At 73.4% G+C, this 13,019-nt stretch carries 14 protein-coding genes; 6 read left to right on the top strand and 8 right to left on the bottom strand.

Annotated elements, in window-relative coordinates; genetic code table 11:
• Nucleotides 1–7 precede the first annotated feature (7 nt).
• Entirely contained in the window at nucleotides 8–370 is a 363-nt protein-coding gene (locus AB0O82_RS23030; protein WP_363585824.1) for a hypothetical protein, read from the bottom strand.
• Nucleotides 371–548: 178 nt separating this feature from the next.
• The gene (locus AB0O82_RS23025) at nucleotides 549–776 is read right to left on the bottom strand and encodes a hypothetical protein (protein ID WP_063350359.1); all 228 of its coding nucleotides are present in this window, start codon (nucleotides 774–776) and stop codon (nucleotides 549–551) included.
• A 439-nt stretch (nucleotides 777–1,215) separates the two neighbouring features.
• Between AB0O82_RS23025 and AB0O82_RS23020 the strand changes: the two genes are divergently transcribed.
• Nucleotides 1,216–1,419: a cold-shock protein gene (locus tag AB0O82_RS23020; protein WP_063350360.1), complete on the top strand. Its 204-nt coding sequence runs from the start codon at nucleotides 1,216–1,218 to the stop codon at nucleotides 1,417–1,419.
• Between the two features lie 353 nt (nucleotides 1,420–1,772).
• Nucleotides 1,773–3,215 (top strand): DEAD/DEAH box helicase, encoded by a 1,443-nt coding sequence (locus AB0O82_RS23015; RefSeq protein ID WP_363585823.1) that lies wholly within the window; start codon nucleotides 1,773–1,775, stop codon nucleotides 3,213–3,215.
• Nucleotides 3,216–3,293: 78 nt separating this feature from the next.
• Here the strand turns inward: AB0O82_RS23015 and AB0O82_RS23010 are convergent, their stop codons facing one another.
• From AB0O82_RS23010 to AB0O82_RS23000, 3 genes are all read right to left on the bottom strand, one after another.
• Complete coding sequence (locus AB0O82_RS23010) at nucleotides 3,294–4,172, bottom strand: alpha/beta fold hydrolase (RefSeq protein WP_363585822.1); 879 nt, start codon at nucleotides 4,170–4,172, stop codon at nucleotides 3,294–3,296.
• 161 nt (nucleotides 4,173–4,333) lie between these two features.
• On the bottom strand, nucleotides 4,334–4,744 hold the full coding sequence (locus AB0O82_RS23005) for a hypothetical protein (RefSeq protein ID WP_363585821.1): 411 nt from the start codon (nucleotides 4,742–4,744) through the stop codon (nucleotides 4,334–4,336).
• A gap of 222 nt (nucleotides 4,745–4,966) precedes the next feature.
• Entirely contained in the window at nucleotides 4,967–5,896 is a 930-nt protein-coding gene (locus AB0O82_RS23000) for a glutaminase (RefSeq protein WP_363585848.1), read from the bottom strand.
• A gap of 286 nt (nucleotides 5,897–6,182) precedes the next feature.
• Here AB0O82_RS23000 and AB0O82_RS22995 point away from each other — a divergent pair, with 286 nt between their 5' ends.
• Nucleotides 6,183–8,276, top strand: coding sequence for an AAA family ATPase (locus AB0O82_RS22995; protein ID WP_363585820.1), 2,094 nt, complete (start codon nucleotides 6,183–6,185; stop codon nucleotides 8,274–8,276).
• 41 nt (nucleotides 8,277–8,317) lie between these two features.
• Here AB0O82_RS22995 and AB0O82_RS22990 read toward each other — a convergent pair whose 3' ends face one another.
• A complete protein-coding gene (locus tag AB0O82_RS22990; protein WP_363585819.1) occupies nucleotides 8,318–9,019 on the bottom strand; it encodes a DUF3152 domain-containing protein in 702 nt (233 codons plus the stop codon).
• Nucleotides 9,020–9,456: 437 nt separating this feature from the next.
• On the opposite strand from AB0O82_RS22990, the gene AB0O82_RS22985 reads away from it, so the two are divergent.
• On the top strand, nucleotides 9,457–9,672 hold the full coding sequence (locus AB0O82_RS22985) for a heavy-metal-associated domain-containing protein (protein ID WP_363585818.1): 216 nt from the start codon (nucleotides 9,457–9,459) through the stop codon (nucleotides 9,670–9,672).
• A 96-nt stretch (nucleotides 9,673–9,768) separates the two neighbouring features.
• Here AB0O82_RS22985 and AB0O82_RS22980 read toward each other — a convergent pair whose 3' ends face one another.
• Complete coding sequence (locus AB0O82_RS22980; protein ID WP_363585817.1) at nucleotides 9,769–10,311, bottom strand: DinB family protein; 543 nt, start codon at nucleotides 10,309–10,311, stop codon at nucleotides 9,769–9,771.
• A gap of 99 nt (nucleotides 10,312–10,410) precedes the next feature.
• Here AB0O82_RS22980 and AB0O82_RS22975 point away from each other — a divergent pair, with 99 nt between their 5' ends.
• Both AB0O82_RS22975 and AB0O82_RS22970 read left to right on the top strand, forming a co-directional pair.
• A complete protein-coding gene (locus AB0O82_RS22975; protein ID WP_363585816.1) occupies nucleotides 10,411–11,385 on the top strand; it encodes a YafY family protein in 975 nt (324 codons plus the stop codon).
• On the top strand, nucleotides 11,337–11,750 hold the full coding sequence (locus AB0O82_RS22970) for an enoyl-CoA hydratase-related protein (RefSeq protein WP_363585815.1): 414 nt from the start codon (nucleotides 11,337–11,339) through the stop codon (nucleotides 11,748–11,750). The genes AB0O82_RS22975 and AB0O82_RS22970 overlap by 49 nt, the downstream gene beginning before the upstream one ends.
• Before the next feature lie 353 nt (nucleotides 11,751–12,103).
• Here the strand turns inward: AB0O82_RS22970 and AB0O82_RS22965 are convergent, their stop codons facing one another.
• Nucleotides 12,104–13,015, bottom strand: a complete 912-nt coding sequence (locus AB0O82_RS22965) for an immunity 49 family protein (protein WP_363585814.1) — start codon at nucleotides 13,013–13,015, stop codon at nucleotides 12,104–12,106.
• Between the last annotated feature and the right edge of the window lie 4 nt (nucleotides 13,016–13,019).

Here is a 13,019-nt window from a genome sequence, read left to right as displayed (position 1 = left end):
TCGGAGGTCAGGCGTCGGAGTAGCTGAGGTCACCCACCGTCCAACTGCTCACGTCCTCGATGGCGATCCGGTACATGCCGCCGGTATGGGGCAGTCCGAAGTCGCCCTGGAGGATCCGCGCCCGGTGCAGGTGCAGGTGCGTCGGCCGTGCGGGCGCGCCGGCGGCGGGCGGGGAGAAGAGGGCGGCGAACGGCTTCAAGTGCTGTGAGGTGTGCAGGACTTCCGACACCCGCTCGAACCAGAGGTCCATCGGTGCGAGCCGGCCGGTGATGACCGCTCCGGGGACGACCACGGTCAAGGACATCTGGTTGCTGTGCTCGGACTCCACCATGGCGGCGATGTCAACGAGGAGCTCATCAGAGTTCGACATGCACCCAGACTATTGCGCCGCCGCCGGCTTCGGTGGCCTCGTGCACGGTTCGGCGCAGGCCGGGCGCGTGACCGTGCGCGCGGCCTGTCCTACGGCCTACGCACGGTCCGGCGTCCTGGGGAAGGTCTCGTGGATCGTTCCGGGGCCCGGGCCCTGGTGTCCCGGGGGGAGCCCCGGGTCAGAGCTTCCACATCTCGGCGTACGGAGGGGTGAGTCGCTCCTGGCGGGAGCCGAAGTCGACGAGGACCGCGATGTCGCTGCCGTCCTCGACGTCGACGACCCGGCCGAGGCCGTGCTTGTCGTGGGTGACCCGGTCGCCCGCGGCGAACCGCTTGCGGGGCACCTCGGCCGGGGCTTTGAAGGGACTGGTGGGCAGGTGGCGCCGGACTGCCGGTGATTTCGTCATCCCGATCAGTATGCTCCGAAAAACCGGGGAGTGGACCCTTCCGGAGGGCCGGAACCCCGCCGGGTGACAGGGCACGACCAGCCGGCCCTGGCTCGGCGGACCCGCCCGGCCCGAAAAAATTCTTCGCCCGACCGGGCCCCGCCGCCGGTGTCCCAACTGCCGTGGCGGCACCACCCGTTGCCGAGCCCGTCGGCGGGCGAGCCGCTCCCGTGGGGGAGGGGCCGGAAAGACCGGCCGCGGAATGTCCACCGCGACGAGCCCGGGCCTGCTACAGTCGATTTAGTTGCAGTAGTGGTTCCCATGAACTTTGTGTGCGCCTGCTGATGTATTGCAGGCGCATTTTTTGTTTTCCGGCTCTTTCCCCGGCGGGTGCTCATCGCGGCGACTCGACGGTCCGCACGGTGCGGACTTCGTACAGTCTCTCGAAGGAGATTTTTTTATGGCTACTGGTACCGTGAAGTGGTTCAACGCGGAAAAGGGCTTCGGCTTCATCGAGCAGGAGGACGGCGGCGCTGACGTCTTCGCCCACTACTCGAACATCAACGCCCAGGGCTTCCGTGAGCTGCTCGAGGGCCAGAAGGTCGAGTTCGACGTCACGCAGGGCCAGAAGGGCCCGCAGGCCGAGAACATTCGCCCGCTGTAGTTCTCTGCCACGGCACTCGCCTGGTAGCGAGGGGCCCGCACCGTGCACTACGCCCGGTGCGGGCCCCTCGGCCGTTCCACCCCCGAATCGCCTCCGGCCGTCCTGGCCGCCAGGCCGCCCCGGCCGTACCGGGCCCTGTGGATCCGCCTTCGGCCGTCGTCCGCCGTCCCGCGCGGGCCGTGTCGCGCCGACCGCGCACCGGCGCCCGCCCACCGGCGGCTGCACCGTCCATGCCTCGCCCGGCCGCATCGTTCGCGCCCCGCCCGGCACATCTCCGGCCCGTTTCTTGTGATCTCCGCGCGCCCGTGCAGCGGAGCCTTCCTCGCGACGTGCCGTCTTGAGGAAGGTTCCGTATGAACCGCTCGAATCGCCCGTCGCACCGCAGCCCGCACCGCCGGACCGGAGCCCCGAACCGGGCCCAGGGCCGCTCCTCCCAGCAGGAGTTCGAACTCCCGGTCAGCACCACCCCCGCCCTGCCCGCCGTCGAGTCGTTCGACGAACTGGACATGCCCGCGGCCCTGTTGAAGACGCTGACCCGCCAGGGCGTCACCTCGCCGTTCCCCATCCAGGCCACCACGCTGCCGAACTCGCTGGCCGGCCGTGACGTGCTCGGCCGGGGCCGGACGGGCTCCGGCAAGACCATCGCCTTCGGCCTCGCGGTGCTGGCCCGCACCGCCGCCCGTGCCGCCGGCCGCAGGGCCGAGCCGGGCAGCCCGCTGGCCCTGGTACTGGTCCCCACCCGCGAACTCGCGCAGCAGGTCACCGAGGCGCTCACCCCCTACGCGCACTCGGTGCGGCTGCGGATGGCGACCGTGGTGGGCGGGATGTCGATCGGCCGCCAGTCCCAGGTGCTGCACCGGGGCGCCGAGGTCGTCGTCGCCACCCCCGGCCGGCTGAAGGACCTGATCCAGCGCGGTCACTGCCGACTGGACGACGTCGGCATCGCGGTCCTGGACGAGGCCGACCAGATGGCCGACCTCGGCTTCCTGCCGCAGGTCACCGAGCTGCTCGACCAGGTCTCCGCCGACTGCCAGACGCTGCTCTTCTCCGCGACCCTGGACCGCAACGTCGACCGGCTGGTGCGCCGCTTCCTCAAGGACCCGGTCACCCACTCGGTGGATCCGTCGGCCGGAGCGGTCACCACCATGGAGCACCACGTGCTGCATGTGCAGAACCACGACAAGAACACCCTGATCGTCCGCATCGCGGCCCGGGACGGCGGGGTGATCATGTTCACCGACACCCGGGACCGTGCCGACGCGCTGGTCGATGACCTGCTCGCCAACGGGGTGAAGGCCGCAGCCCTGCACGGCGGCAAGTCCCAGCCCCAGCGCACCCGGACCCTGGAGCAGTTCCGCACCGGCCAGGTCACCGCGCTGATCGCCACCAACGTCGCCGCGCGGGGGATCCACGTCGACGGCCTCGACCTGGTCGTCAACCTGGACCCGCCGGTCGACCACAAGGACTACCTCCACCGGGGCGGCCGCACCGCCCGGGCCGGCGAGTCCGGTACCGTCGTCACCCTCGTCCTGCCCAGCCAGCGCCGCCAGATGGCCCGGCTGGCGGCCACCGCCGGGATCGCCCCCACGGCCACCCGCGTCCACTCCGACGACGACGAACTCGCCCGCCTCACCGGCGCCCGCGTTCCGACCGGCATCCCCGTGACGATCCCCGACCCGGTCGTCGAGCGTCCCCGCCGCTCCGCCCGGGGCGCCGTCGGTGGCGGGCGCCGCCGCCCTGCCGGCGCTGCCGCCGCCCGTCATCCGCGTTCCGTGAGGTCCGCCGCGCGGTCCTGACCCGGTTCGTGCCGGTCCCGGTACGACGGCCCCGTGCTCCTCGCCCCGACGGGCGGCGGAGCACGGGGCCGCTCGCGTTCAGGCCCGGGGCGGGCCGCCTTCCTCGGCGAGGAGGAAGTCGAGGGCCGGCCGGGTTTGGTCCCTGAGCAGGTGGCCGACCTCGGGGAGGAAGGTGACCGACACCCGGGGGGCGGCCCGCTGGAGCCGGCGGCGGGTGCCGTGCGAGTCGATGAGCCGGTCGCGGCCACCGATGGTGACCTGCACCGGCATCTCCAGGCCCGCCAGGTCGTCGTCGGTGACGACCGGCAGCTTCTCCCGGCGCGGCCGGAAGTGCTGGTGGATGAGCAGCACGTACTCGCCGAAGGCGCGTTCCTCGGCCGTGGGCGGGACGGTGGTGGGGGCGGGGCCCAGGGCCAGCCCCAGCATCGTGCGCCGCCCCCAGTCCCCGAACGGCAGCACGAACAACGCGGCGACCAGGACCCCCCGCTTCTGGCGGCCGATCCCGCAGGGGCAGCGCAGCGCCAGCCGGTCCACCCGCTGCGGGCGGCGGATGGCGTAGTCGAGGGCCAGCAGCCCGCCCAGCGACGTCCCCACGAAGGCGGCGTGTTCGACGCGCAGCGCGTCCAGCACGTCGTCCAGCCACAGCGCGTGCGCGTCGGAGTGCAGGTCGGGGCGCACGGGGGCGCTCAGGCCGGGCTCGCCGATCACGTCGACGGCGTAGACGCGGAAGTGGCGGGCCCACAGGGCCATGTCGTCCGCCCACATCGCCGCGTTCGCCCCGGACCCGTGCAGCAGGACCAGGGGCGCCGCGTCCTCGGAGCCGCAGGCCAGGACGAAGGTCGAACCCTGGCGGGTGGGGACGTGCAGCCGTTCGGCGGGCACGGGCCAGCGGTCCAGGAGGGCGGTGTACTCCTGGGCGAGGACGCGGGCGCCCGCGTCGGAGGTGTAGATGGTCATGCCGTACTCCAGCTCGCTCGATAGGTTGGTATCTATCCTTAAGCTACCGTGAGGAGTGAAGTAAAGGTGATTTTAGGGAGTGATGGGGAGTGGATCACCTTGGGTGGAAACGACTCCGGCCCGGCCGCCGTGGGGGCGACCGGGCCGGGAGGCGGGAAGGCTCAGGAGCGTTTGGGCGGCAGCACGGCCAGGGCGAGGAGGAGCACCAGGACGCCGCCGCAGGCGTTCCAGAAGCCGTTCTCCAGATCGCCGATCCCGAGCGAGAGCGGCTTCACCTCCCGTCCCTTCTGGTACACCCAGAGCACGCCGGTGACCACCGCGACCACGGCGGCCAGGAGCAGGCCCGGGCGCGAGCGCACCAGCAGCGCCAGCACCGCGATCGCCGCGGCGACGGCCAGGAGCAGGAACATCGACATGCCGGTCGACGTGGTGCGGGTGGGTGACATGCCCCGGAACAGGTCGGCGACCGGTACGGACCTCGGATCGCTCTTGGCGTACCAGGGCTGGAACGAACTGAGCACCAGCCCTGCCGCGCCGGCCAGGGCCAACAAGCTTGCTACGACGGTTCGCATGGGACGGGACCCCCACTTTCCTCTTGGTCGTGTTCCTCATGGCCGGCCGATCGTCATCACGATCGGCGCCCCCGCCTGGAGCATGCCATGGACAACCGGCCGGTCGGTGCCCAACAGTCGGATCAACGCCACAAGTTGGGCGACGGCCGGGTGTGGCGCGCGAGCCCGCGGAGCGCCGGAGCGGCGGAGCGGCGGGGCGGCGGTCGGGAGGCCGTCGGGAGGTCAGAAGATCGAGCAGCCGGAGAGGGTGGTCAGGGCGTCCAGGGCGGTGACCGCGGCCACCGAGTTGCCGGCCTGGTCCAGCCGGGGGCCCCAGGCGCAGACCGCGGCCCGCCCGGGCAGTATGGCGAGGATGCCGCCGCCCACGCCGCTCTTGCCCGGCAGCCCGACCCGGAAGGCGAACTCGCCCGCCGCGTCGTAGGTGCCGCAGGTGAGCAGGACGGCGTTGACGCGCTTGGCCTCGCTGCGCGACATCAGCCGGGTGCCGTCGGTGCGCACCCCGTAGCGGGCCAGGAAGGAGCCGGCCAGGACCAGGTCCCGGCAGCTGGCGGACACCGCGCAGTGCGCGTAGTAGTGGTCGAGGACGGTCTCGACCGGGTTCTCCAGGTTGCCGTGGCTGGCGATGAAGTGGGCCAGGGCGGCGTTGCGGTGGCCGTGCTCGGCCTCGGACGCGGCCACGACCGGATCGGTGTCGAGCAGCGGGTTGCCGGACTCCCGGCGGAGGAACTCGCGGACCGTCCCGGCGGCGTCGCCCGTCATGGTCTGCAGGCGGTCGGTCACCACGAGCGCGCCGGCGTTGATGAACGGGTTGCGCGGGATGCCGTGCTCGCTCTCCAACTGCACCAGCGAGTTGAAGGGATTGCCGGACGGCTCCCGCCCCACCCCGCGCCAGACCGTGTCCCCGCCGTACGCCAGGGCCAGTGCCAGGGTGAACAGCTTCGAGACGCTCTGGACGGAGAACGGCTGCTCCCAGTCCCCGACCCCGTACAGCTCGCCGTCGACGGTGGCCACCGCCATGCCGAAGGCGTCCGGGTCGACCGTGGCGAGGGCCGGGATGTAGTCGGCGACATGCCCTTGGTCGCCGGTCGCCCGCGCGGCCGCCGCCGCGGCATCCAGCAGCAGCCGGTAGTCGAGGTTCTCTCCGGCGGGCATACCGTTCAACGCTGTTCCTCCATGGGCACGATCAGGACCACGACCTGGTCCGATACAGGATTATCCGTGCTCCGGCATGCGCGGATGAGCACCGAGGGCGAGGTCGGCGCCCGCGGGAGGGGCGGCCGGGGAGGCCTCGGGCGTCCGTCGATCCCCGGACCCGCCCAAAACACAACTCGGTCATTCTCTTAACTGGGTTCAGTTATGCTGCTCCGTGCGTACGTGCTGCGGGCGCACGGCCGGGCGGAACCGGTGGCAGGGAAGTGACGGGGAAAGGGGTGCGGCGATGGCGGGAGACCTCCGGCGCGCGGACGGCGAGCGGACGGCGGCCGGCCTCGACGGGGAGCTGGAAGGCGAACGGGCCCATGTCGAGGCCTGCCGGGCGGCACTGGCCCGGCAGGTCGAGGACGCGGACCACCAGGTCGTCGCCGCGGAGGACGTCTCCGGCGACGGTGCCGGCGCGGAGGCCCTCGGCCGCTACCTGCGGACCCGGGCCCGGCGGATGCGGGAACTGCCGCAGAGCCCGGCATTCTTCGGCCGGCTCGACTTCGACGACGCCCCGGAGACCGGCGACCACCGGCGCCAGCGCTACCACGTGGGCCGCCGCCGGATCTCGGCCGACCCGGCCGCGCCGCCGCTGGTGATCGACTGGCGGGCCCCCGTCTCCCGGGCGTTCTACCAGGCGAGCGCCGACCGGCCGCTCGGCCTCGCGAGGCGACGGCGCTTCGGCTGGGCGCCGTCGAGCCCCGGCGCGCCCGAGGACCTCACCGGCCTGGAGGACGAGTACCTGAGCCGCGCCGAGGCGCGGGGTGGGCGGCGAGGCGCCGGCGGCATCCTCACCGCCGAGATCGAACGCCCACGGACCGGGCCGATGCGTGACATCGTCGCCACCATCCAGCCCGAGCAGGACACGCTGGTGCGCGGCGGGCTGACCGAGTCGGTGTGCGTCCAGGGCGCGCCGGGCAGCGGCAAGACCGCCGTCGGCCTGCACCGCGCCGCCTACCTGCTCTACACCTTCCCCCAGCGGATCCAGCGCGGTGGCCTGCTGGTCGTCGGCCCGAACCCGACCTTCCTGCGCTACATCGCCGAAGTCCTGCCCGCGCTCGGCGAGATCGACATCGCCCAGTGCACCGTCGAGGACCTGGTGGCCACGCACCCCGTCCAGGCGGACGACGACGAGCGGGCCGCCGTGGTCAAGCAGGACGCCCGGATGGCGGCCGTGCTGCGCCGGGCGCTGTACGGGCGGGTCGGCGCGACCGGCTCCGAGGCGTTGGTCGTCCCGGACGGCTCCTACCGCTGGCGCGTCCCGGCGGACGAACTGGACCGGATGGTCGCCGAACTGCGCGAGCAGGACGCGCCGTACGCGATCGGCCGGGAAAACCTCCGCACCCGGGTGGTGGCCGCACTCCAGGACCGGGCCGAGCGGCGGTCCGGGATCAAGGGTGGAGCCTGGCGGACGAGGATCGGCCGCTGCCGGCCGGTGGCGGCCTTCCTCGACGCGGCGTGGCCCGCGCTGCGCCCGGAGGCGGTGCTGGCGGCCCTGCTCGGTGACCCCGCCGTCCTGGCCGAGGCCGCGGACGGCCTGCTCGCCCCGGCCGAGCAGGCGGCGATCCGCTGGCACCGGCCGCCGCGCTCGCCGAAGAGCGCACGCTGGTCCGGGCACGACCTGCTGCTGCTCGACGAGGTGGCCGGGCTGATCGAGCGGCCGGCCGGCTTCGGCCACGTGGTGGTCGACGAGGCGCAGGACCTCTCGCCGATGCAGTGCCGGGCGATCGCCCGCCGCAGTGCCTTCGGTTCGCTCACCGTCCTCGGCGACCTCGCGCAGGCGACCGCGCCGTGGTCGGCGCGCAGCTGGCCCGAGCAACTGGCCCACCTGGGCAAGCCGCAGGCGGCCGTGGTCCCGCTGACCACCGGTTTCCGGGTGCCGGCGGCCGTGCTGGCCCTGGCCAACCAACTGCTCGCCGCGCTGGACGTGGGAGTCCCGCCGGCCCGCTCGCTGCGCCAGGACGGCGAACTGACGGTACGTCAAGTCGGTGACCCGGGGCGGTCGGTGGTGGAGGCGGTGCGCGGCGCGCTGGAGCGGGAGGGGTCGATCGCGGTCATCGCCGCGGACGCGGAGGCCCCGGGGGCCGCCTCGGCACTGCGGGAGGCCGGGGTGGCGGCCGCGTCGGCGGCGGAGGTCGGCACCCCGGCGCGGGTCACGGTGCTACCGGCCTCGCTGGTCAAGGGACTTGAGTACGACCATGTGATCGTGCTGGAGCCCGCCGCCATCGTCGAGGCCGAACCGCGCGGCCTGCACCGCCTCTATGTGGTCGTGACCCGGGCGGTGTCCCGGCTGGACGTACTGCATGCCCGTCCGCTGCCGGCCGCCTGGTCCTGACGCCAGCCGGGCGGCCGGCCGCGGACGGGAGGGGTGGGCCGTCAGGGAGCGGAGGTGGGGGCCTGGACGGGCGGGCCGGTGAGCAGGGTGCCGGTGTCGGAGTAGGGCCAGCCGTTCGGGACGCAGCCGTGCAGGCCCTTGATCTGCTGCATCATCACCGGTGCCGGCGCGCCCGCGCCCGGGCAGTCGACGTGGCCGTTGCCGAGGATGTGGCCGACCTCGTGGTTGACGGCGAGCGCGTGGTAGAGCTCGGGCTTGCCGACGTAGAACTCCGACAGCTCCGTCCAGCGCTTGAGGTTGATGACGACCTGGTGGCCCACGCCGCAGTTCACCGTGCCGCCGGTGTCCAGGCCGTACTGGCCGCAGATCCGGTCGGTGGTCTCCGGGGTGGCCAGGTAGACGGTGAAGTCCACCGGGTCGGCGGGCATGCGCTGGAAGGAGGCGGTGCCACCGGCGGCCCAGCCGTACTGGACGTTCCCGAGGACCGCGTCGACCTCGGTGGCGAACTGCCCGGGGCTCTCGGCGATCCCGTTCTCCGCCCGCACCTTGTAGCGGTACAGGTGCTCGCCGGTGCCGAAGCGGGGTGAGTCGCCGGCGGCCGTGGTGAACTGCATCGGCTTCTGCCCCTCGCCCGGGGCCCACGGGTGCCACCACAGCAGGCCGGCGGTCACGGCGCCGGCCACCACCAGGGCGAGCGCGCCGTGCCAGAGCCGCAGGCGCCGGAATCCGGTGAACCTCTTCATCGGCTGCCCCCGGCTGCGAGGCGCGCCCTCGCTCCGGTGGTCGGGTCGGGTCCGGTGGACCCGCCGGGTATGGAGGTGTGGGGCGTCGGGGTGGGCATGGCGGTGAAGGGCTCCTGGGCGGGTCCGGTCGGGATCAGACGAGTCTAGGCGGAGTTCGGACGGGTTCAGGCAGGTTCGGACGGGGTTCGGTCGCGGAAAGGAAGGGCGTTATGGGGAGGAACGGGCGAAAGCGGACCACCGGTTCAGCCGGTCGGTGACGACCCGTCGGTCGCGCGGACCGATCGGTTCCCGGAACCACTCGAAGGTGCCACCCGTGCGGCGTGTCCCTCGGCGTCGGCGGCGCTTTCCGCTGTCGTGGTGCACGTTGATCACCGGCCGCGTCCGAGCGGGCCCGGCCGGGCTTCCCCACCCCACCCCACCTCACCGGAGGCACCACCATGTCCATCACCACCGTCCTCACCGTCGACGGCATGAGCTGCGGCCACTGCGAGAGGACGGTCAGCGCCGGGCTGGCCGCCCTCCCCGGCGTCACCGGGGTCAGCGCCGACGCGCCGACCGGCCGCGTCACCGTGGCGTCCGCGCAACCGCTCGACGACGCCGTGCTCCGTGGCGCGGTCGCCGGGGCCGGGTTCACCTTCGTCGGCCGGGGCTGACCCGCCCCCGGCAACCGGCCGAGGGGGAGGGGCGGCCCGGGGCCTGTCCGGCGGATCCGCCGGACAGGCCCCGGGCGCCCGGGCCGTCCACCGGCGTCAGCCCATGCTCTTCGCGCCGTCCAGGGCCTCGCGGATGATGTCGGCGTGGCCCGCGTGCTGGGCGCTCTCGGCGACGATGTGCATCAGCACCCGGCGGGCCGACCACTCGGTGTCGGCCTCGAACCAGGGGGCCTTCGGCAGCGGCTGGGTGGCGCCCAGATCGGGGAGGGTGGCGACCAGGTCGTCGGTGCGGCGGGCCACCTCGGCGTACTCGGCCAGGACGCCGGCCAGCGTCTCGCCGGGCAGCAGGCGGAACTCGTCCGCACGGCGGGCGAAGTCGGCCTCGGTGAAGCTGCTGAAATCGGGCATGGCGGACGGGCCTTCCACGATGAAGGCCACCCAGAACCGCTCGACCGCGCTCACGTGCTTGATCAGGCCGCCCAGGCACAGTGCGCTGGCGGTGGTCCGCAGGCCGGCCTGCTCGTCGGTGAGGTCGCGGGTGGTGAAGCGCAGGAAGTGCCGCTGCTTGGCCAGGGCCGCCAGCAGGTCGGCGCGCTCGCCGGTGGTGGTGCTGTTGTTCGGGGTCGCGGTGCTGGTCATGGTGGTGGCCTTCCGTTCGGTTCCTGCTCCTTCGGACAAGGTCCACGCTAAACGCGATAGCGGCCACTTTCTGGCCTGAATTCCGGGATGATCGGAGTCATGGCGAACACCAGCACCCGGACGCTGAGACTGCTCTCCCTGCTCCAGACCCACCGGTACTGGCCCGGCGAGGAACTGGCCGACCGGCTCGGGGTCTCGATCCGCACCCTGCGCCGCGACATCGACCGCCTGCGCGAACTCGGCTACCCCGTGGAGGCGCAGCGCGGCGTCGACGGCGGCTACCAGCTCGCCGCGGGCGCCGCCCTGCCCCCGCTGGTGATCGACGACGAGGAGGCGGTCGCCCTGGCCGTGGGCCTCCAGGCCGCGGCGGAGAGCCCGGTGGAGGGCATCGCCGAGGCCTCGGTGCGGGTGCTGGCCAAGGTGGTGCAGGTGATGCCCGCCCGGCTGCGGCACCGGGTCGAGGCGCTGCGCGCGGTGACCGTCCCCGTCGGCGGGGGCGCCACGGCCGGGCCGGGCGTCGATCCGGACCGGCTCACCGTGGTCGCGCTGGCCTGCCGGGACACCGAACGGCTGCGCTTCTCCTACACCGCCGCCGACGGCCGGCACGCCGAACGGCAGGTCGAACCGCACCGGCTGGTGTGCCTGCACCGCCGCTGGTACCTGGTCGCCTACGACCTCGACCGGCAGGACTGGCGCACCTTCCGGCTCGACCGGCTGAGCGCGCCGCAGGGCGGCGGCGTCCGGTTCGGGCCCCGTTCGCTGCCCGCCGCCGACGCCGCCGAGTTCGTCCGGGCCGGTCTCAACGGCGTACCGCGCCCGTACCGGGTGGCGGCGCTGGTGGACGCCCCGGCCGCGACCGTCCGCGCACGGGTCGGCCGGTGGGGCACCGTCGAGGAGGTCGACGCCGGGCGCTGCCACCTGGAGATGACCGCCGACTCCCTGGACTGGCCGGCCATGGCGCTCGGCTCGCTGGGCGCGGACTTCCGCGTCCTCGGCCCGCCCGAACTGCTCGACCTCGTCGAGGAGTGGGGCGCGCGGTTCACCCGGGCCGCGCGGGGCGGTGTGGGGGAGTAGGGCACCGGGGCAGGACGTCGGGCGGGCTCGTGCGGGCGGTGGCTGTGCGTGCGGTCGGGTGCTGCGCCCTGGAGCTGATCCTGACCGGGGACCCGGTCCCGGCCGCCCGTGCCGCCGAGATCGGACTGGTCAACGCCGTCGTCCCGGCCGGCGAACTGCTCGACGCGGCACGGGGCCTGGTCGACCGGATCATCCGACACGCGCCGACCGCGGTGTCCGCCTGCCTGCGGGCCGTCACCCGTGGCATCAACCTGCCGATCGACGAGGGCCTCGCCGTCGAGGCGGCCTGCTTCGCGGCCACCGTGCCGACGGACGGGGTGCGGGAGGGGCTCCGGCGCTTCCTCGACCGCCCGGCGGCCGGCTGAGCCCGGTTCGTGCCCCTGGTCCCGGTGGTTCCGGGCTGGGCTCGGCGTTCTTCGGCCAGGACGACGACAACGCGGACGGCCGGGCCATCCGATCGGATGACCCGGCCGTCGCGGCGGTTTCTAGGGCTCGGTGCTTGCCGGGGGCGGGTGCGCTCACCAGGAGACCGGGTAGCGGACGGGATGCCCGCCGATCCGGCCGGGGATCGGCGGCTATAGGTGGGATGTTTCGTCTGTTGGGCAACCGTTGGACACTCCGCGGACGGACGGACGGACGGACGGACGGACGGACGGGCGGACGGATGGACGGATGGACGGATGGACGGGCGGACGGGCGGATGGCTGGGGTGGGGCGGTCAGAGCACCGGGGGCTGTATGAGCGTCGCCGGGAGGTAGCCGGAGGAGAGGCGGAGCTGCCAGCCGTGCGCCTGGACGGCGAGTGCGGCCAGGGCGATCGGGAGGACCGGGAGCAGGCTGCGCGGGGCCGCGTCCGGAGCGCTGCTCTCGCGGTGCTGGCCGAGGCGGGCGGCGAGGGCCCGCTCGAAGGTGCTCCGGTCGTCGTCGAGCAGGATGCGCAGCAGCTGCTGGTCCGGCGTGAGCGGACCGGCGGCGTCCAGCGCCCGGGCGGCCGTGGCGCGCTCCTCGGCGTCCGGCTTGCGCAGGGGCACGGGGCCGGGGGCGACCCAGGGTGAGACGGCGGTCGGCACGACGTGGAGGTAGGAGCAGAGCGCGTCCAGCTCGGCGAGGCTCGCCGGATCGGAGGTCGAGTCCAGGTCCGAGTGGGGCAGGCCCTTGCGGACCGAGGGCCCGTAGTCGTCCTTCAGCAGCGGGCCGAGCATGCGGTGGCGCTCCTGGATCAGGCCGCTGATCACGCACATCGCGAAGGCGTCGACCCAGGTGGCGGCCGTGGGGGCGAAGTCGATGGTGTCGCCGAAGCTGGTCTCTTCGCTGGTCAGCGTCTCGCCGATGAACGGGAAGGGGACCTCGAAGTCGCCGCGGGGGAAGCAGCCGAGGGACAGCACACCGAGGGAGCACTCGGCCGCGGTCTCCAGGATGACTCGGGCGGGGTAGCCGCTGAGCGGCCGGCCCTCCAGGGTGAGCGCGCCGATGTGGTCGAGGAGCTCCTCGCCCATCGTCCGGATCTCCTGGATGGCCAGGCGGCCGTAGTGGATCCGGTACCAGCTGGTGAGGGCCCGGTCCTCGATGCCCTTCAGGGCCTGGGTGATCCGCTGGGGTGCGACCTGGTGGCGCGTGACCTCGACGTCCACGATC

The sequence above is a fragment of the Kitasatospora sp. NPDC088264 genome (genome assembly GCF_040685715.1).
Lineage (GTDB): Bacteria > Actinomycetota > Actinomycetes > Streptomycetales > Streptomycetaceae > Kitasatospora.
Note: the sequence above shows the minus strand (reverse complement) of the source record. Positions and strands in the feature narration are given on the sequence as shown.

Excerpts from the sequence above, each read along its gene's own strand:
- AB0O82_RS23030 (WP_363585824.1), bottom strand. The coding sequence starts at position 370 with ATGTCGAACTCTGATGAGCTCCTCGTTGACATCGCCGCCATGGTGGAG.
- AB0O82_RS23025 (WP_063350359.1), bottom strand. The coding sequence starts at position 776 with ATGACGAAATCACCGGCAGTCCGGCGCCACCTGCCCACCAGTCCCTTC.
- AB0O82_RS23020 (WP_063350360.1), top strand. The coding sequence starts at position 1,216 with ATGGCTACTGGTACCGTGAAGTGGTTCAACGCGGAAAAGGGCTTCGGC.
- AB0O82_RS23015 (WP_363585823.1), top strand. The coding sequence starts at position 1,773 with ATGAACCGCTCGAATCGCCCGTCGCACCGCAGCCCGCACCGCCGGACC.
- AB0O82_RS23010 (WP_363585822.1), bottom strand. The coding sequence starts at position 4,172 with ATGACCATCTACACCTCCGACGCGGGCGCCCGCGTCCTCGCCCAGGAG.
- AB0O82_RS23005 (WP_363585821.1), bottom strand. The coding sequence starts at position 4,744 with ATGCGAACCGTCGTAGCAAGCTTGTTGGCCCTGGCCGGCGCGGCAGGG.
- AB0O82_RS23000 (WP_363585848.1), bottom strand. The coding sequence starts at position 5,896 with ATGCCCGCCGGAGAGAACCTCGACTACCGGCTGCTGCTGGATGCCGCG.
- AB0O82_RS22995 (WP_363585820.1), top strand. The coding sequence starts at position 6,183 with ATGGCGGGAGACCTCCGGCGCGCGGACGGCGAGCGGACGGCGGCCGGC.
- AB0O82_RS22990 (WP_363585819.1), bottom strand. The coding sequence starts at position 9,019 with ATGAAGAGGTTCACCGGATTCCGGCGCCTGCGGCTCTGGCACGGCGCG.
- AB0O82_RS22985 (WP_363585818.1), top strand. The coding sequence starts at position 9,457 with ATGTCCATCACCACCGTCCTCACCGTCGACGGCATGAGCTGCGGCCAC.
- AB0O82_RS22980 (WP_363585817.1), bottom strand. The coding sequence starts at position 10,311 with ATGACCAGCACCGCGACCCCGAACAACAGCACCACCACCGGCGAGCGC.
- AB0O82_RS22975 (WP_363585816.1), top strand. The coding sequence starts at position 10,411 with ATGGCGAACACCAGCACCCGGACGCTGAGACTGCTCTCCCTGCTCCAG.